Source organism: Streptomyces sp. NPDC007901 (assembly GCF_042959465.1).
In the GTDB taxonomy this organism is placed as follows: domain Bacteria; phylum Actinomycetota; class Actinomycetes; order Streptomycetales; family Streptomycetaceae; genus Streptomyces.
The window spans coordinates 108,968-126,922 of the sequence record NZ_JBIBKW010000022.1 but is presented as its reverse complement, the minus strand read 5'-3'; the positions used below and the strand labels follow the sequence as shown (position 1 = coordinate 126,922).

17 protein-coding genes are annotated in these 17,955 nt (G+C 70.1%); 13 read left to right on the top strand and 4 right to left on the bottom strand.

Features of this window, described 5'->3' with window-relative positions; genetic code table 11:
* Nucleotides 1-204: 204 nt before the first annotated feature.
* The 4 genes from ACFZDK_RS45060 to ACFZDK_RS45045 are packed head-to-tail and all read right to left on the bottom strand — an operon-like array spanning nt 205 to nt 4,440.
* Nucleotides 205-1,239 (bottom strand): substrate-binding domain-containing protein, encoded by a 1,035-nt coding sequence (locus tag ACFZDK_RS45060; RefSeq protein WP_390982037.1) that lies wholly within the window; start codon nt 1,237-1,239, stop codon nt 205-207.
* A complete protein-coding gene (locus tag ACFZDK_RS45055) occupies nt 1,236-2,141 on the bottom strand; it encodes an ABC transporter permease subunit (protein WP_390982034.1) in 906 nt (301 codons plus the stop codon). Before ACFZDK_RS45055 ends, ACFZDK_RS45060 begins: the two co-directional genes overlap by 4 nt.
* On the bottom strand, nt 2,138-3,127 hold the full coding sequence (locus ACFZDK_RS45050) for an ABC transporter permease subunit (RefSeq protein ID WP_390982031.1): 990 nt from the start codon (nt 3,125-3,127) through the stop codon (nt 2,138-2,140). Before ACFZDK_RS45050 ends, ACFZDK_RS45055 begins: the two co-directional genes overlap by 4 nt.
* On the bottom strand, nt 3,124-4,440 hold the full coding sequence (locus ACFZDK_RS45045) for an extracellular solute-binding protein (RefSeq protein ID WP_390982028.1): 1,317 nt from the start codon (nt 4,438-4,440) through the stop codon (nt 3,124-3,126). The genes ACFZDK_RS45050 and ACFZDK_RS45045 overlap by 4 nt, the downstream gene beginning before the upstream one ends.
* A 237-nt stretch (nt 4,441-4,677) precedes the next feature.
* On the opposite strand from ACFZDK_RS45045, the gene ACFZDK_RS45040 reads away from it, so the two are divergent.
* The 13 genes from ACFZDK_RS45040 to ACFZDK_RS44980 all read left to right on the top strand — a co-directional run bounded on the left by ACFZDK_RS45040 (nt 4,678) and on the right by ACFZDK_RS44980 (nt 17,955).
* Nucleotides 4,678-6,699 carry a beta-galactosidase gene (locus tag ACFZDK_RS45040; protein ID WP_390982026.1) on the top strand — a complete coding sequence of 674 codons (2,022 nt, stop codon included), beginning with the start codon at nt 4,678-4,680 and terminating at the stop codon, nt 6,697-6,699.
* A 137-nt stretch (nt 6,700-6,836) separates the two neighbouring features.
* Nucleotides 6,837-8,396, top strand: a complete 1,560-nt coding sequence (locus tag ACFZDK_RS45035; protein ID WP_390982212.1) for a glycosyl hydrolase 53 family protein — start codon at nt 6,837-6,839, stop codon at nt 8,394-8,396.
* Between the two features lie 209 nt (nt 8,397-8,605).
* Nucleotides 8,606-8,893, top strand: a complete 288-nt coding sequence (locus ACFZDK_RS45030; protein ID WP_390982023.1) for an ArsR family transcriptional regulator — start codon at nt 8,606-8,608, stop codon at nt 8,891-8,893.
* A 29-nt stretch (nt 8,894-8,922) separates the two neighbouring features.
* Nucleotides 8,923-9,876: an SMP-30/gluconolactonase/LRE family protein gene (locus ACFZDK_RS45025; RefSeq protein ID WP_390982020.1), complete on the top strand. Its 954-nt coding sequence runs from the start codon at nt 8,923-8,925 to the stop codon at nt 9,874-9,876.
* A 69-nt stretch (nt 9,877-9,945) separates the two neighbouring features.
* Nucleotides 9,946-10,407, top strand: coding sequence for a fluoride efflux transporter CrcB (crcB, locus tag ACFZDK_RS45020; RefSeq protein WP_390982018.1), 462 nt, complete (start codon nt 9,946-9,948; stop codon nt 10,405-10,407).
* On the top strand, nt 10,404-10,784 hold the full coding sequence (locus ACFZDK_RS45015; RefSeq protein WP_390982015.1) for a DUF190 domain-containing protein: 381 nt from the start codon (nt 10,404-10,406) through the stop codon (nt 10,782-10,784). The genes crcB (ACFZDK_RS45020) and ACFZDK_RS45015 overlap by 4 nt, the downstream gene beginning before the upstream one ends.
* A complete protein-coding gene (gene crcB / locus ACFZDK_RS45010; RefSeq protein WP_390982013.1) occupies nt 10,781-11,155 on the top strand; it encodes a fluoride efflux transporter CrcB in 375 nt (124 codons plus the stop codon). The genes ACFZDK_RS45015 and crcB (ACFZDK_RS45010) overlap by 4 nt, the downstream gene beginning before the upstream one ends.
* A gap of 72 nt (nt 11,156-11,227) precedes the next feature.
* On the top strand, nt 11,228-12,064 hold the full coding sequence (locus tag ACFZDK_RS45005; RefSeq protein WP_390982010.1) for an undecaprenyl-diphosphate phosphatase: 837 nt from the start codon (nt 11,228-11,230) through the stop codon (nt 12,062-12,064).
* A gap of 186 nt (nt 12,065-12,250) precedes the next feature.
* The gene (locus tag ACFZDK_RS45000; RefSeq protein ID WP_355711635.1) at nt 12,251-12,928 is read left to right on the top strand and encodes a FadR/GntR family transcriptional regulator; all 678 of its coding nucleotides are present in this window, start codon (nt 12,251-12,253) and stop codon (nt 12,926-12,928) included.
* Complete coding sequence (locus ACFZDK_RS44995; RefSeq protein ID WP_390982008.1) at nt 12,925-14,364, top strand: amino acid permease; 1,440 nt, start codon at nt 12,925-12,927, stop codon at nt 14,362-14,364. Before ACFZDK_RS45000 ends, ACFZDK_RS44995 begins: the two co-directional genes overlap by 4 nt.
* 43 nt (nt 14,365-14,407) lie before the next feature.
* On the top strand, nt 14,408-15,424 hold the full coding sequence (locus tag ACFZDK_RS44990) for an asparaginase (protein WP_390982005.1): 1,017 nt from the start codon (nt 14,408-14,410) through the stop codon (nt 15,422-15,424).
* A 146-nt stretch (nt 15,425-15,570) separates the two neighbouring features.
* Entirely contained in the window at nt 15,571-16,980 is a 1,410-nt protein-coding gene (gene aspA, locus ACFZDK_RS44985; protein ID WP_390982002.1) for an aspartate ammonia-lyase, read from the top strand.
* Between the two features lie 45 nt (nt 16,981-17,025).
* Nucleotides 17,026-17,955: a glutaminase gene (locus ACFZDK_RS44980; RefSeq protein ID WP_359217403.1), complete on the top strand. Its 930-nt coding sequence runs from the start codon at nt 17,026-17,028 to the stop codon at nt 17,953-17,955.

Here is a 17,955-nt window from a genome sequence, read left to right as displayed (position 1 = left end):
TACGCGACCCGACGGATTCCTCGTCGGTGACCCCACGCTAGGCCGGGGAAGCCGACCGAGGCTTCTCCGATCCTGACCGGTTGCGCAGCGCCCCCGAAGGGGCGCGGGGCCCTGTTGAACATGCGGCTCCGCCGCGTGGGCGCGACCAGCCCCCACGCACCCGCAGACAACCGACGGCATGTCAACGGCACCCCCAGCGAAGCGTCACGCCGAGTCGCGCACCACCAGCTCCGTCGGCAGGATCACCGCCGCCGGGTCCTCGCCGCCGATCTGCGCGAGCAGCAACCGCACCATCTCGGCGCTGATGCGGTCGTAGGGCTGGCGGATCGTGGTCAGGGCGGGGACCGCCTCCGTCGCCGCGACCGAGTCGTCGAAACCGCCGACAGCGATGTCATCCGGCACCCGGCGGCCCGCCCGGCGCAGCGCCGTCAGGGCGCCCTGTGCCATCAGGTCGGAGGCCACGAACAGGGCGTCCAGGTCGGGGGCGCCCGCCAGCAGCCGCTCGGCGCCCGCCTCGCCGCTGGCCCGGCTGTAGTCGCCGGAGACGACGAGCCGCTCGTCGAACTCGACGCCCGCTTCCGTGAGCAGCTCGCGGTAGCCGGCGAGGCGGTCGACACCGCCGGGGGTGTCCAGCGGGCCGGTGATCATGCCGATCCGGCGGCGCCCCACGTCCAGCAGGTGCCGGACCATGTCCCGGGCGCCGTCCCGGTCGTCCGCCGCCACGTAACTCACCTTGGAGCCGGGCCCCATGGGCTTGCCGCACTGGACGAGCGGCACCCCGGCCTCGCGCAGCTCCTCGGCGACCCGGTCGCCGGAGTGGCTGGAGACCAGCAGCACCCCGTCGACGTGCCCGGCGGTGATGTACCGCGTGATCCGCCGCCGTTCGTCCTTGGTGCCCGCCAGCATCAGCAGCAGCGGGATGTCGTGCCCGGCCAGCGCCTGCGTGCAACCGCTGAGCAGCACATTGAAGTTGGGGTCCTCGAAGAACCGCTCCTGGGGCTCGGTCAGCAGGAAGCCTATGGAGTCCGAACGCCCGGTGATCAGCGACCGGGCGTGCCGGTTCACGACGTACCCGGTCCGGCGGATCGCGTCGTTGACCGCCTCCTGTGCGGCGGGGCTGACGTAGTGCCCGCCGTTGAGCACGCGCGAGACGGTCCCTCGTGAGACACCTGCCTCGCGCGCCACATCGTGGATCGTCGGCGGTTTGCGCCGGCCCCCCGCATTGCTGCTCATGGTCATGACTTTACGGCCCCGGACAGCAGGTCAAGGCTCCAGAAGCGCTGAATGACCAGGAAGAGCGCGATCAGTGGCAGGACGGCCAGGAACGCACCGGTGATCACCAGGGTGTACAGGGCCGGGGTGTTGGCGCCCTGCATCAGGAGCGTGTACAGACCGAGGGTGAGCGGGAACCGCTCGTCGTTGCTCAGCATGATGTACGGCAGCAGGAAGTTGTTCCAGATGGCCACGAACTGGAACAGGAACACCGTCACCATGCCGGGGATCATCATCGGCAGCGCGATCCGGGTGAAGATCCGCCACTCGCTCGCCCCGTCCATCCGCCCGGCCTCCACCACGTCGGTGGGGACGGCCGCGGCCGCGTAGATCCGCGAGAGGTAGACACCGTACGGGGCGAGGATCTGAGGGAGCAGCACGGACAGGTAGGAGTCCGTGAGGTTCGCCTTGGCCAGCAGCAGGTACTGCGGGATGGCCAGGATGACCGGGGGCATCAGGACGCCCGCGAGCAGCACGTTGAAGATCGCCTCGCGGCCCCTGAACCGGTAGGTGGCGAGGGCGTAGCCGCTGAACGCCGACACACACGTCGAGACCAGGGCACCGAGACCGGCGTACAGACCGGAGTTGAGCATCCACTGCCAGTAGATGCCGTCCCGGTAGGCGCTGAGGTCCTTCAGGTTCTGGGCGAAACCGGAGCCGGGCAGGAAGGTGAACGTGGAGAACAGCTCGCTGCCGGACTTGGTGGACGCGATCACCACCCAGGCCACCGGCAGCAGCGTGTAGACCGCGCCCAGCAGCAGGGTGATCGTCGGGATCAGGGCGACCCGGCGGCGCGGCGACGGCCCCTGGGCCGTGCCGGGTGTCGTACCGGCCGCCGATGCGGCCTTGTGGACGGCGACAGAACTCACTGCGCGGCTCCTTGACTGGCGTCCCGCTTGTTTCGTCGGTTCGCGGCGCGCAGGAACCCGAAGGACAACGCCAGCGTGGCGAGGGCGATCAGCGTCGCCTCGGCCGACGCCGAGTAGATGTCCCCCTTGGCGAAGGCGTCGACGTACACCTTCATCAGCGGACTCCAGGTCGTGCTGACCGAGTTGGTGAGGGGCTTGAGGGTCATCGGCTCGTTGAACACCTGGAGCGTCGCGATGATCGAGAAGAAGAAGGTCAGCACCAGCGAGGGCGCCACCATCGGGATCTTGATCCGCAGGGCGATCTGCAGCGGGGTGGCCCCGTCCAGCTTCGCCGCCTCGTACACCTCGACCGGGATGGACCTCAGCGAGGTGTAGATGACGATCATGTTGAAGCCGGTGCCGCCCCACACCGCGATGTTGGAGAGGGCCAGGTACAGCGGCCCGCCGTCCAGCAGGTCGGGCTGCGCCAGGTGCAGCTTCTCCAGCACGTAGTAGAAGGGGCTGACGTCCGGCAGGTACAGGAAGCCCCACAGCAGCGCGGCCACCACGCCGGGGATGGCGTACGGCAGGAAGATCGCGAGCCGGGTGAACGGGGCGAGCCGGACCCGCTCGGAGTCGAGCATCAGGGCGAACAGGAGGGCGAGGCCCAGCATCACCGGGACGACGATGCAGCCGTAGCCGAGGACGCGCAGCGCACCCTGGTAGAACTCGTTGTCGGTGAGGGCGTCGCGGTAGTTCTCCAGTCCGGCCCAGACCTCGCTGCGGGCGCCGGCGCCCAGGCCGAGGCCGGAGACGTGCACCTTGCGGAAGCTGAGCCAGACCGCGTACCCGATGGGCAGCGCGAAGAACAGGGCGAAGAGGACGGTCGCGGGGAGAAGGAAAAAGTAGGGGGCGCTCCGCGCTCGTTTGAGGGTGGTGGTGGGAGACGGGTGGGCGTACGGGGCCCCCTTGACCCCGTACGACTTCCGGCCGGTGGGGCTGGTCACTGAGAGACCTCGAAGCCCTGCTTCTTCATGTCGGCGACCGTGGCGTCCTGCATGGTGTTCAGGGCGGTCACGAAGTCCGACTTGTTCTTCGCGGCGGCGCCGAACGCGTCGTTGAAGGACGTGTAGGCGACGTTCACGTTCGGGCCCCAGGCGGAGGGCGCCGTGGTCTTCGCGATCTTGGCGGCCTCGGTGTAGAAGTCGGCCTGGTTCGAGAAGTACTCCGGCGGGTTGGAGAAGGCGCCGCTGAGCTGGGCCGAGCTGGACGCCGGGTAGATGCCGCTCTCCTTGGCGAGGGCGTTGAGCGCGTCGCCGTCGGTGTTCAGCCAGGCGGCGAACTTGGCGGCGGCCTCCTGGTGCTTGGAGTCGGTGGTGACGGCGGTGGAGGAGCCGCCCCAGCTGCCGGTGACGTCCTCGGACGCGGACCACTGGGGGAGCGGGGCCATCGCCCACTTGCCCTTGGTGTCCGGCGCCGCCGTGGTCAGGGTGCCCGGCGCCCACACCGCGGAGACCCAGGCGATCTGCTTGCCGGTGTTCAGCGCCTTGTTCCAGGCCGGGGTGTACATCGGCTGGTTGTCGACGGCGCCCTCCTTGACCAGGCCGCCCCAGAACTTGGCGACCTTCTGGGTGGCCGCGTCGTTGATGGCGACCTTCCACTTGTCACCGGAGGTGGTCCACCACTTGGCGCCGGCCTGCTGGGCGAGGCCCGCGAAGAGACCGGAGTCGTTGGCGGAGAACGTGGTCAGGTCGACGTCCGGCGCCTTCTTCTTCAGCGCGCGGGCGGTCGAGGCGAACTCGTCCCAGGTGGTGGGGACCGTCAGGCCGTACTTCTTGAAGAGGTCCGCGCGGTAGTAGAACATCATCGGGCCGATGTCCTGCGGCACCGCGTACACCGCGTCCGTGCCCAGCGTGACCTGCTGCCAGACGCCGTCGGCGAACTTGCTCTTCGCGTCGCCGACGTTCTTCGATATGTCGGCCACGGCGTCGTTGCTGACCAGCGTCGGCAGCGCCTGGTACTCGGCCTGCACCAGGTCGGGGCCGTTCTTCGCCTTGTGCGCGGTGAGGATCTTGGTGACCAGCGTGTCGCCGGACGCCTGCTTCTTCACCGTGACGGTGATCTGGTCCTTCTTGCCCTCGCCCTTGTTCCACAGGTCCACGACCTTGTCCATACCGGGCGCCCAGGCCCAGTACGTCAGCGAGACCGGACCGGAGTCGGCCTTGCTGTCGTCGGACGAGCCGCAGGCGGCGAGGGCGGTGGCGCCGAGCGAGACGGCGACGAGGGCTGTCACGAGGCGACGGCGCTTCGTGTGCGGCATGGATCTCTCCCCTGACCTGGGTCCCCGCCCGTCGCGGGAACCTGCCGTGCAGATGTGTGAGCGTTCTCAGACCCGGATCATCGCCCGTCGCGAGTCCGTGTCATGCTCTGTGAGCGTTCACAGTAGAGAAACATCCCGGACACTTGTCAATGGTTGTTGCTGTGCGGTTATGTTGGGCTCACGCCACGATCGATGTGTGTGCACGTTCCCAAATGATCGATAAAACGGGAGAGATCCATGCCGGACACCACCCCCAGGGGCCTCACCAGGCTCGCCTTCGGCGGGGACTACAACCCCGAGCAGTGGCCGGAAAGTGTCTGGCACGAGGACGTCCGGCTGATGCGCGAGGCCGGGGTCACCATGGTGAGCGTCGGGATCTTCTCCTGGGCCCTGCTGGAGCCGGCGCCGGGGGAGTACGACTTCGGCTGGCTCGACCGCGTGCTCGACCTGCTGCACGAGAACGGCATCCGCGTCGACCTCGGCACCCCCACCGTCGTACCGCCCGCCTGGTTCTACCGCGCCCACCCCGAGGCGCTGCCGGTGACCGCGGAGGGCGTGCGCTACGAGTTCGGCTCGCGCGGCGCCATCTGTCACTCCAACGCCGACTACCGCGCGGCCGCCGCGAACATCACCACCAGGCTGGCCGAGCGCTACGGCGACCACCCGGCGCTCGCCCTGTGGCACGTCCACAACGAGTACGGCGTCCCGGTCTCGGCCTGCTACTGCGACTCCTGCGCCGCCCACTTCCGCCGCTGGCTCGCGGACACGTACGGCACGGTCGACGGGGTCAACGAGGCCTGGGGCACGGCCTTCTGGGGCCAGCACTACACGGACCTGGCGCAGATCAACCCGCCGCGCGCCACTCCCACGGTGGGCAACCCGGGCCAGGCCCTGGACTACAAGCGGTTCGCCGACGCCACCGTCCGCGAGAACTTCGTGGCGGAGCGGGACATCCTGCACCGCCTCTCGCCCGGCGTCCCGGTCACCACCAACTTCATGACCGCCCTCAGCCAGTGCGACTCCATGGACTACTGGGCCTGGGGCCGCGAGGTCGACCTGGTCACCAACGACCACTACCTGATCACCGACGGCCGCCGCACCCACGTCAACCTCGCGATGGCCGCCGACCTGACCCGCTCCGTCGCCGGCGGCGCCCCCTGGCTGCTGCTCGAACACTCCACCTCGGGTGTCAACTGGCAGCCGCGCAATCCGGCCAAGGCGCCCGGCCAGATGGCCCGCAACTCCCTCGCGCACGTGGCCCGCGGCTCCGACGGCGCGATGTTCTTCCAGTGGCGCCAGTCCCGGCGCGGCGCCGAGAAGTTCCACTCCGCGATGCTCCCGCACGGCGGCACCGAGACCCGGGTGTGGCGCGAGGTCGTCGAACTGGGCGCGTCCCTCGACTCGTTGAGCCAGATCCGGGGCAGCCGCACCCGGGCCGACGTGGCCGTCCTGTGGGACTGGCAGTCCTGGTGGGCGCAGAACCTCCAGTGGCGCCCCAGCGAGGACCACGACCCGCGCGAGCGCGCCGACGCCTTCTACGAGGCCCTCTACGACCGCCACCTCACCGTCGACTTCGCCCACCCGGAAAGCGACTTGTCGGCCTATCCCCTTGTCGTCGTACCGGCCCTGTACCTGATGACGGAGGCGGCCGGGAACAACCTCCGGGAGTACGTCGAGAACGGCGGCACGCTGGTCGTCTCGTACTTCTCCGGCATCGTCGACGAGCACGACGCCGTGCACGAGGGCGTCTACCCCGGCCCCCTGCGCGACGTCCTCGGCCTGGCCGTGGAGGAGTTCTCGCCGCTCCTGAAGGACGGACGGGTGCGCCTGACCGGCCCCGACGGCTCCGAGCTGACCGGTGACGTGTGGACCGAGTTCGTGGTCCCGCGCGGCGCCGAGACCGTCTGGACCTACGCCGACGGCCTCACCGCGGGCCACCCGGCGGTCACCCGGCACCAGCTGGGGGAGGGCACCGCCTGGTACGTGTCGACCCGCCTCGACGCCCACGGTCTGGACGCCCTGCTCGGCTGGGCCGCCGAGGACGCCCGGATCGCGCCCCGCGCCGAACTGCCCCGCGATGTCGAGGTCGTCCGCCGCACCGGTGAGTCCGGCACCTTCCTGTTCGCGATCAACCACACCGCCACCGACGCCAAGGTGCCCCTGGAGGCGCACGGCACCGAACTGCTGACGGGCGAACGCGCCGCGGGCCGGCTGGCGGTCCCCGCGGGGACCGTCCGGGTCGTACGACTCGACGGCTGAGCACCGGCACCGGGCCCCGGCCCGCCGATACTCCCCTCCGTCCGCGCGTGCCACGAGAGCCGCGGGCGGAGGGGCTCTCCTCCGGCCCCGCCGGAGGACACCCCTCCCCAGTCACGTCGAAGGGACGACGGACGATGATGTTCCATCCCAGACGCACCATCAGAGCCCTGCTGCTGCCGCTCCTGGCCGGGCTCGCCCTCACCGCCCTTCCCGCGCAGACCGCCCAGGCGGCGTCCACCCTCACCAACGGCGGCTTCGAGTCGGACGGCGCGGGCGTGGCCGGCCCCACCGGCTGGTCGGAGTACGGCGACACGGGCGCCTCGTACACCGAGTCCGGTGGCCACAGCGGCAGTTACCGCCTCAGCCACTACTCGGCCTCGGCCTACAAGGTGGAGACCTACCAGTACCTGTCGGGGCTGACCAACGGGAAGTACACCCTCACCGCCTGGACCCGCTCCAGCGGCGGGCAGAACTCCGCGTACATATCGCTGAAGAACTGCGGGAGTTCGGAGCAGCGGACCGACCTGCCCGTCTCCACCAGCAGCTGGGTGCGGATCGTCACCTCGATCGCGGTCACCAACAACCAGTGCACGATCAGCATTTACTCCGACGCCAACGCGGGCAACTGGATCAACGTCGACGACGTGACGTTCGCCTCCGGCTCGACGGGCCTCGCCATCAAGGGCGCCGACATATCGTCGCTCGCCAAGAGCGAGGCCAAGGGCGGCGTCTACAAGACCAGTTCCGGCACCACCGGGGACGCGGTCACCATCCTCAAGAACGCCGGCATGAACTACGCGCGGCTGAAGGTCTGGGTCAACCCGGCCGACGGCTACAACGACAAGGCGCACGTGCTGGCCATGGCCAAGCGGATCAAGGCCGCCGGCATGAAGCTGCTGGTCGACTTCCACTACTCGGACAGCTGGGCCGACCCGGGCAAGCAGACCAAGCCCGCCGCCTGGTCCGGCCACTCCTACAGCCAGCTGAAGACCGACGTGTACAACCACACGTACGACGTCCTCAACGCCCTGAAGTCCCAGGGCACCACCGCCGACATGGTCCAGATCGGCAACGAGATCAACGGCGGCATGCTCTGGTCCGAGGGCTCCACCGACAACTGGTCGCAGCTCGCCGGTCTGATCAACTCCGGCTACAGCGCGGCCAAGGCGGTCTCCTCCTCCACCCAGGTCGCCCTGCACCTGGCCAACGCGGGCGACGACGCCACGGTCCGCTGGTGGTTCGACAACGCCAAGACCTACGGCATCAACTACGACGTGATCGGGCTGTCGTACTACGGCTACTGGCACGGCTCGCTGGCCGCCGCCCAGACCACCCTGGACGACGTGGCCTCGCGCTACTCCAAGCCGGTGTTCGTCGCCGAGACCGCCTACCCGTTCACCCTCGCCCAGGACGACTCGCTGGAGAACCAGATCGACACCAGCGGCGAACTGGTCACCGGCTACCCGGCCACCGCGGCCGGCCAGCTGGCCTGGATGAACGCCGTCGCGAACATCGTCGAGGCCGTCCCGAACGGCCGGGGCCTCGGCGTCTTCTACTGGGAGGCGACCTGGACCGCCGTCACCGGAAACGGCTGGGACCCGACCGACGCCACCTCCGGCAACGGCTGGGAGAACCAGGCCCTGTTCGGCTACGACGACAAGGCGCTGTCCTCCATGGCGTGGTTCAGCCACCGCTGAACCACCACTGACGAGGGGCCCGGCCGTAAGGGGACGGTCGGGCCCCTCCGCCGTGTCCCGGGCATGTCGCGGAGTCACGTCCTCAACCGGCCGATCTCGTACGGCCGTTCGGTCTCGGACAACGCGCACCGAGTCCCTGACGTGGGGGCTTCGGCTGCGGGACAGTGGGGCACACGAACTACGAGGAGGCAGGGACGGAGGCCGGTCGGATGCTGAGGAACCCCACGAGCGCGCATCGCCTGGACATTCTGGACTGGCTCAAGGATCCGGCGGCCCACTTCCCGCCCCAGCGTCACGCCGACCTCACCGAGGACGGCGTCACCGTCCGGGCCGTCGCCGCCAAGCTCGGCGTCTCCCGCAAGGTCGCCGGCACCCATCTGGCCCTGCTGACCCGGCTCGGGCTGCTGCGCACCAAGCGCATCCGGCACCGCACCTACTACCGGCGCGACGAGATGCGGATCGCCGAAGTGGCCCGGATGTTCGAGAAAGGCTGGTGAGAACCGTTCCGCCTGCCACCATGGGGCTCATGGACCGACCCACGCGCCTCGTCCCCCTCCACTACGTCGCCATCGGCGGCCGGGGCCCGGAGGACGTGGTGACGGATCCGGACGGCCGGGTCCTCACCGGCGTCGAGGACGGCCGCATCCTGCGCCTGGACGGCCTCGGCGACCCGGACACCCCCCGGGTCCGGGAGCTCGCCCGGACCGGCGGCCGCCCGCTCGGGCTCGAGCTGCTGCCGGACGGCGACCTGCTGGTGTGCGACGCGGAGCGCGGCCTGCTGCGCGTCGGCCTCGCCGACGGCGCCGTCCAGGTCCTCGCCGACACGGTCGAGGGGGAGCCGCTGCGGTTCGCCAGCAACGTGGTCGCGCTGCCCGACGGCACCCTCTACTTCACCGTCTCCAGCCGCCGCTTCCCGCTGGACCACTGGATCGGCGACATCGTCGAGCACAGTGGCACCGGCCGCCTGCTGCGCCTCGCCCCCGGCGCCCGTACGCCCGAAGTCGCCTGCGAAGGGCTCCAGTTCGCCAACGGGCTGGCCGTGAGCGGTGACGGCACCTTCCTGATCGTCGCCGAGACCGGCGCGTACCGCCTCACCCGGTACTGGCTCACCGGCCCGCGGGCCGGCCGCGCCGAGTTCTTCGCCGAGCTCCCCGGCATGCCCGACAACCTCTGGCGCGACGGCGATCTCACCTGGGCCGCCCTGGCCGGACCGCGCAACCCTCCGCTGGACCTCTTCCACCGCACCCCGGCCACCGTCCGCCGCGCGGCCGCCCGGGCCGCCGTGCACGCCCCCTACCGCCCGGCCGGCACGGTCGCCGTCGTCGCCCTGGACGACCACGGCAGGGTCGTGCACCACCTGGCCCGCCGGCCCTCCGGCTTCCGCATGGCGACCAGCGTCTGCCGCACCGGCCGCCTGCTGGTCCTCGGCAGCGTGTGGGAGCCCGGCGTCGCGGTCTGCGCGGCCCCCACCGCGAAGTGACCGCCGGGTACACCCGGCGGTACCCTGATGCACCCGTCGGGGCGGTGCCGAACAGGAGAGATACGACCGATGACAGCCCCGGAAGCCGAGAGCCTCCGAGTCCAGCCGAGCCCGCGGCGGCGGCCCGAGTGGCGCACCCAGGCACCCGTCGTCGCGGTGGTCGCCGCCGGCGGCGCGATCGGCGCCGTGGCCCGCTACGCTCTCGCCCTGGCCCTGCCCACCGCGGCCGGCGGATTCCCCTGGGCGACCTTCTGGACCAACGTGATCGGCTGCGCGGTGATCGGCGCCTTCCTGGTCCTGATCACCGAGGGACTCCCCGCACACCGCCTGGTCCGCCCCTTCTTCGGCACCGGCGTCCTCGGCGGCTTCACCACCTTCTCCACCTACGCCGTCGACATCCAGAAACTGGTCGACCACGGCCGCCCCGCCACGGGCCTGGCCTACCTCGCCGCGACCCTGTGCGCGGCCCTCGCGGCGGTGTGGTGCGCGGCGACCGCGACCCGCCGCGTCCTCACCCGGAGGCAGCGATGACCAGACTGACCGGCCGCGCCCTGCGCCTGACCGTCCACATCGGCGAGGACGACATCTGGCACCACAAGCCCCTCTACACGGAGATCGTGCACCGCGCCCACCGGGCGGGCCTCGCGGGCGCCAGCGTGTTCCGGGGCATCGAGGGCTTCGGCGCCTCCTCCCGCATCCACACCTCCCGGCTGCTGTCCCTGAGCGAGGACTTGCCGGTGGCGGTCGTGATCGTGGACACCGAGGAGCGGGTCCGGGCGTTCCTGCCACAGCTCGACGAACTGGTGACCGAGGGTCTGGTCACGCTGGACGACTGCGAGGTCATCCGGTACGTCGGCCGCACGGACGGAACGGGCAAAACGGACGCGGAAGGTAAGAAGTCGTTGTGAACTGGCTGTTGGTCGTCGCCGGCGCCGTCGTGGGTGCTCCGCTGCGCTATCTCACCGACCGCGCCGTCCAGGCCAGGCACGACTCCGTCTTCCCCTGGGGCACCTTCGTGGTCAACGTCACGGGCTGCCTGGTCCTGGGCCTGCTGAGCGGCGCGGCCTCGGCCGGTGCGGCGGGCCCCCATCTCCAGCTGCTGCTGGGCACCGGGCTGTGCGGGGCGCTGACGACGTACTCGACGTTCTCGTACGAGACCCTCCGGCTGACCGAGACCGGCGCGGGGCTCTACGCTGCCGCCAACGTCGTCGCGAGCCTCGTGGCGGGGCTCGGGGCGGCCTTCGCCGGGGTGGCGATCGCCCAGGCGGTCTGGTCCTAGGACTTGCTTCACACCCCCGCGCTGTAAGACTGTCTACAGCACTGTCGACCAAACTCTGCAGAACTGGATCCCATGAGCGCCATCTCTGTCGGCCAGGCCGCCATCCTCGGGGTAGTCGAGGGGGTGACCGAGTTCCTCCCGGTGTCCTCCACCGGCCACCTCAAGATCACCGAGGGGCTCATGAACATCCCCGTCGACGACCAGTCCGTCGTCGGGTTCTCCGCCGTCATCCAGGTCGGCGCGATCGCCGCCGTGCTCGTGTACTTCTTCAAGGACATCAAGCGCATCGTCTCCGCCTGGTTCCGCGGTCTGGCCAACAAGGAAGAGCGCTACCACCACGACTACAAGTTCGCCTGGTGGGTGATCGCCGCGACGATCCCGATCGTCCTGGTGGGCCTCGCGGCCAAGCCGCTGATCGACGGCCCGCTCGCCTCGCTCTGGGTGGTGGCCGGTTCGCTGATCGCCGGCTCCGGCGTGATGTGGGCGGCGGACCAGATGGGCCGTCACAAGCGCGGCGAGGACGACACCTCGTTCAAGGACGCGATGCTGGTCGGCAGCTCCCAGATCCTCGCCCTGCTCTTCCCCGGTTTCTCCCGCTCCGGCGCCACCATGTCCACCGCGCTCATCCTGGACCTGGACCGTGTCGCCGCCACCCGGCTCTCCTTCTTCCTCGGCATCCCGGCCCTGACCGGCGCCGGCCTCTACGAGCTGAAGGACGCCCTGGGTGCGGGTGTCGGCGCCGCCCCGCTGGTGGTCGGCACCGTCGTCTCCTTCGTGGTCGCCTACGCCTCCATCGCCTGGCTGCTGAAGTTCGTCGCCAAGCACTCCTTCAACGCGTTCGTGATCTACCGGATCGTGATCGGCCTGGCGGTCTTCGGCCTCCTCGCCACGGGCACCGTCAACGCCTGACCGATTCACCGTTCCACGAGTCACCGTTCCACCACGGGGTGTGACGCCTGCGCATTCAGGCGTCGCACCCCGTGAATGTTTCCTTTCGCGACACCTTGACAGCCTCGTCCCGCAACCCGGAACATCTCACTCGTGAACCTGTCAGACAGCCCGACAGCCGGACAGCCCCCGCGACGCGTGAGCGCCATGGAGGCGGTGCTGGCGCACCTGCGCGGTGCCATCGAGCGCGGCGAGTACGCCATCGGCGACAAGCTCCCCTCCGAGGCGGAGCTCTGCCGCACCCTGGAAGTCAGCAGGCCCGTCCTGCGCGAGGCCCTGCGGGCCCTGCAGACGATGGGCCTGACCGTCTCCAAGACCGGCAAGGGCACCTTCGTCGTCGCCAGCGCGGTGGAGGACCCCACCTTCGGCGACTACGCGGCGAGCGACCTGCTCGAAGTGCGACGGCACATCGAGATCCCGGTCGCCGGGTACGCGGCGCTGCGCCGCAGCCCGGAGAACCTGGACCACCTGGCCCATCTGCTCGACCGCATGGAGCGGGAGACGGACACCACCGCGTGGGTCGCGATGGACACCCTCTTCCACCTCGCCGTGGCCGAGGCCGCCCAGAACCCGGTCTTCCGCCGGGTCATCGAGGAGATCCGGGACGCACTGGCGCGTCAGTCGGCCTTCCTCAACGAGCTGGGCGGCCGCCGGGAGCAGTCCAACCGGGAGCACCGGGCCATCGTCGAGGCCCTGATCGACGGTTCCGAACCCGACGCCGTGGAGGCCATGAGCCACCACCTCGACCGCGTCGAGACCACCCTCACCCACATCGTGCGCCCCGCGCGCACGGACCAGCACCAGGAAGGCGGAACCGAGGCGTGAGCGAACAGCACCTCAAAGACGAGACGCGCCCCTCGTCCCGTCACGTCGACGCCGGAGACGACGGCTACAGCAAGTCGCTGAAGCACCGGCACGTCAACATGATCGCCATCGGCGGCGCCATCGGCACCGGCCTCTTCCTCGGCGCCGGCGGCCGCCTCGCCGACGCCGGCCCCTCCCTCTTCGTCGCGTACGCGGTCTGCGGCATCTTCGCGTTCCTCGTCGTGCGCGCCCTCGGCGAGCTCGTCCTGTACCGCCCCTCCTCCGGCGCCTTCGTCTCGTACGCCCGGGAGTTCCTGGGCGAGAAGGGCGCCTACACGGCCGGCTGGATGTACTTCCTGAACTGGGCCACCACCGGCATCGCCGACATCACCGCGGTCGCCACCTACACCCACTACTGGGGGATGTTCTCCGACATCCCGCAGTGGGTGATCGCCCTGATAGCCCTGGCCGTGGTTCTCACCGTGAACCTGATCTCGGTGAAGTTCTTCGGCGAACTGGAGTTCTGGTTCGCGATCGTCAAGGTCAGCGCCCTGGTGATCTTCATGGTCATCGGCATCTTCCTGCTGGTCACCCAGCACCCCGTCGACGGCGCGACCCCCGGCCCGTCCCTCATCACCGACAACGGCGGCATCTTCCCCAACGGCCTGCTGCCCATGCTGCTGATCATCCAGGGCGTCGTCTTCGCCTACGCCTCGGTGGAGCTGGTCGGTGTCGCGGCGGGCGAGACCGAGAACCCCGAGAAGATCATGCCGAAGGCGATCAACTCGATCATGTGGCGCGTGGGCCTGTTCTACGTCGGCTCGGTCGTCCTCCTCTCGATGCTGCTGCCCTGGGACAAGTACACGGCGGGACAGAGCCCCTTCGTCACCGTGCTCTCCCACATCGGCGTCCCGGCGGCCGGCGGCGTGATGAACCTCGTCGTCCTCACCGCGGCCATGTCCTCGCTCAACTCCGGCCTCTACTCCACCGGCCGCATCCTGCGCTCCATGGCCGTCAACGGCTCCGCCCCGAAGTTCACCGCGAGGATGAGCCGCACCCAGGTGCCGTACGGCGGGATTCTGCTCACCAGCGGTATCTGTGTCCTCGGCGTGGGTCTCAACTTCGTCGTCCCCGCCGACGCGTTCGAGATCGTCCTCAACTTCGCGGCGATCGGCATCATCGCCACCTGGGGCATGATCATGCTCTGTCACCTGCTCTTCTGGCGTAAGACCCAGAACGGCGAACTCATCCGTCCCGGCTACCGACTGCCGGGCTCCCCCTGGACCGAGATCGTGACGCTGGCGTTCCTCGCCTCCGTCCTGGTCCTGATGTACGCCGACGGCGGCGCCGGACGCACCACCGTGCTCTGTGTGCCGCTGATCGGCGCAGCGCTCGTCGCCGGCTGGTACGCCATCCGCCGGCGCGTGGCGCGCCCGTCCGCCGGAACCGACGCGTGAACCGCGCACCGGTCCGTCCCGACTCACCCGAGACCAGGAAGTGATGTACAGCAGTTCCCCCGCGGACGCACCCATCGTCCGTGAACCCCTCCACGCCCCCGTCGCCCACCTCATACGCGACGGGGTCGTCGAGGGCATCCACTACGGTTCCGTCGCCGTCCTCGGCGCCGACGGAGAGGTCCAGTTCCAGCTCGGCGACATCGAGGCCGCGTTCTACCCGCGCTCGGCCCTCAAGCCCGTCCAGGCCGTCGCCATGCTGCGGGCCGGGCTGCCCCTCGACGGCGACCTGCTCTCCCTGGCCGCCGCCAGCCACTCCGGCGAGGAGCGGCACCTCGCCGGGACCCGGCGCATCCTCGACCTCGCCGGACTGACGGAGGACGACCTGCGCAACGTCCCCGACATGCCGTACGACCCCGGCGTGCGCGACACCTGGGTCCGGGAGGGACGGCCGCCGTCGCGGCTCGCCCAGAACTGCTCGGGCAAGCACGCGGCGATGCTGTGGACCGCGAAGCTGAACGGCTGGTCGCTGGACGACTATCTCGATCCGGGCCATCCGCTCCAGCAGGCGATCGCCGAGATCGTCGAGGACCTGACCGGGCAGCGCATCGCCCGTACGACCGTGGACGGGTGCGGGGCCCCGCTGTTCTCCATCTCCCTGCACGGGCTGGCCCGCGCGGTGTCGCGGATCGTCGCCGCCGCGCCGGGTACGCCCGAGGCACGGGTCGCCGACGCGATGCGGGAGCACGCGGAGATGGCGTCCGGGGCCGGGCGGGACGTGGCCGCGCTCATGCGGGCCGTGCCGGGGCTGCTCGCCAAGGACGGCTTCGAAGGTGTCGAGGTCGCGGCGCTGCCGGACGGGCGGGCCGTTGCCGTGAAGATCGCGGACGGGGCGAACCGGGCGCGGATTCCGGTGACGGCCGCGGCGTTGGCGCGGGCCGGGGTTGCTCCGGAGCTGCTCACCGAGTTCGCCGGGGAGGCGTTGCTCGGTGGTGGGCGGCCGGTCGGGTTCGTGCGGCCCGTTCGGTCGCTGGAGCCGGTGTCGGTTTCGGCCTGCGCCTAGTCGTCTGCGTGGATCTGTTGTTCGGCGACTGCGGGCCGGTCGTGGCTGGTCGCGCCCACGCGGCGGAAGCCGCAAAGAGATGACGCCCCGCGCCCCTGACGGGGCGCTCCAACCCTCACCTCCTGTGAAAGAGGAATCGTTCCTTCATGACTGTCGTCACCCGTAGCGAACACGATCTGCTCGGCGACCGTGACGTGCCCGTCGACGCGTACTGGGGTGTGCACACCCTGCGCGCGACCGAGAACTTCCCGATCACCGGTACGCCGATCTCCGCCTACCCGCATCTGATCGACGCGCTTGCCGCCGTGAAGGAGGCCGCGGCCCTCGCCAACGAGGAACTGGGGCTGCTGGCGCCCGAGAAGGCGGCCGCGATCGTCGCCGCGTGCCGGGAGATCCGGGGCGGCAAACTGCACGACCAGTTCGTGGTCGACGTCATCCAGGGCGGTGCCGGGACCTCGACGAACATGAACGCCAACGAGGTCGTGGCGAACCGGGCGTTGGAGCTGCTCGGGTACGAGAAGGGGCAGTACGCGTACCTGCACCCCAACGAGGACGTCAACCTGGGGCAGTCGACCAACGACGTCTACCCGACCGCCGTCAAGGTTGCGACCGTCTTCGCGGTACGCGGGCTGCTCAGGGCGATGGCGGTGCTGCAGGACTCCTTCGGGCGCAAGGCCGTCGAGTTCCGCGACGTGCTGAAGATGGGCCGTACGCAGTTGCAGGACGCGGTGCCCATGACGCTGGGGCAGGAGTTCTCCACGTTCGCCGTGATGCTGGACGAGGACCGGAGCCGGCTGGCCGAGGCGGTCGAGCTGATCCACGAGATCAATCTGGGGGCGACGGCGATCGGTACCGGGCTCAACGCGCCCGCCGGATACGCCGAGTCGGCCCGCAGGCACCTCGCCGAGATCACCGGGCTGCCCCTGGTCACCGCCGCCAACCTGGTGGAGGCGACCCAGGACTGCGGTGCCTTCGTCCAGATGTCGGGCGTGCTCAAGCGGATCGCGGTCAAGCTCAGCAAGAGCTGCAACGACCTGCGGCTGCTGTCCTCCGGGCCACGGGCCGGGCTCGGCGAGATCAACCTGCCGCCCGTGCAGGCCGGTTCGTCGATCATGCCGGGCAAGGTCAACCCGGTGATCCCCGAGGTCGTCAACCAGGTCGCCTTCGAGGTCATCGGCAACGACGTGGCCATCACCATGGCCGCCGAGGCCGGACAGCTCCAGCTCAACGCGTTCGAGCCGATCATCCTGCACTCCCTGTCGGAGAGCATCACGCACCTGCGGAACGCCTGCCTGACCCTGGCCGAGCGCTGCGTCGACGGCATCACCGCCAACACCGAGGTGCTGCGGGCCACCGTCGAGAACTCCATCGGCCTGGTCACCGCCCTCAACCCGCACATCGGGTACACGGCGGCCACCGACATCGCCAAGGAGGCCCTCGCCACCGGCCGCGGGGTGGCCGAACTCGTCCTGGAGAAGGGCCTGCTGCCCGCCGAGCGGCTCGCCGACCTGCTGCGTCCCGAGGTCCTCGCCGGCAGCGGATCGCCCCTCGTCTGACCTGCACGTACGCACCAGGACCGGCACGGAGGCACAATAGTGATCATGACAGTGACGTCGTCGCCCGCCTTCCTGCCGGTCCTGGAGCGCATCGCCGAGGAGATAGGCCGCACGCCGGGCCGCGGCCGCCCCGCCGACTACATCCCGGCGCTCGCCGCCTGCGATCCGCGCAGCTTCGGCATGGCGGTCGCCGAGCTGGACGGCACGGTCTACGGCGTGGGGGAGTGGCGGCAGCCGTTCTCCACACAGTCCCTCACCAAGGTCTTCACCCTCGCCCTGGACCTCGCCCGCGAGGGCGACGAACTCTGGGAGCACGTCGGCCGCGAGCCCTCCGGCAACCCCTTCAACTCCCTGGTCCAGCTGGAGTACGAGCAGGGCATCCCGCGCAACCCCTTCATCAACGCGGGCGCCCTCGTCGTCACCGACCGCCTCCACACCCGTACCTCGGACGCGGCCGGCGAACTGCTGGCCTTCCTGCGCGCCGAAAGCGGCAACGCCGGCCTGGACTTCGACCGGGAGGTGGCCGCCTCCGAGTCCCAGCACGGCGACCGCAACGCCGCGCTGGCCCACTTCATGGCCTCCTACGGCAACATCGACAACGAGGTCCCGGTCCTCCTCGACCAGTACTTCCGCCAGTGCTCCGTCGCCGCCTCCTGCGCCGACCTCGCCCTCGCCACCACCTTCCTGGCCCGCCACGGCATCCGCGCCGACGGCACCCGCCTGCTCACCCAAAGCCAGGCGAAGCAGGTCAACGCCGTGATGCTGACCTGCGGGACGTACGACGCGGCGGGCGACTTCGCGTACCGGGTGGGGCTGCCGGGGAAGAGCGGGGTCGGGGGTGGGATCATCGCCGTGGTGCCCGGGCGTTGCGCGCTCTGCGTGTGGAGCCCGGGCCTGGATGAGCGGGGCAACTCCGTGGCGGGAGTGGCGGCGTTGGACAGATTTACCACTTTGACAGGCCTGTCAGTCTTCTAG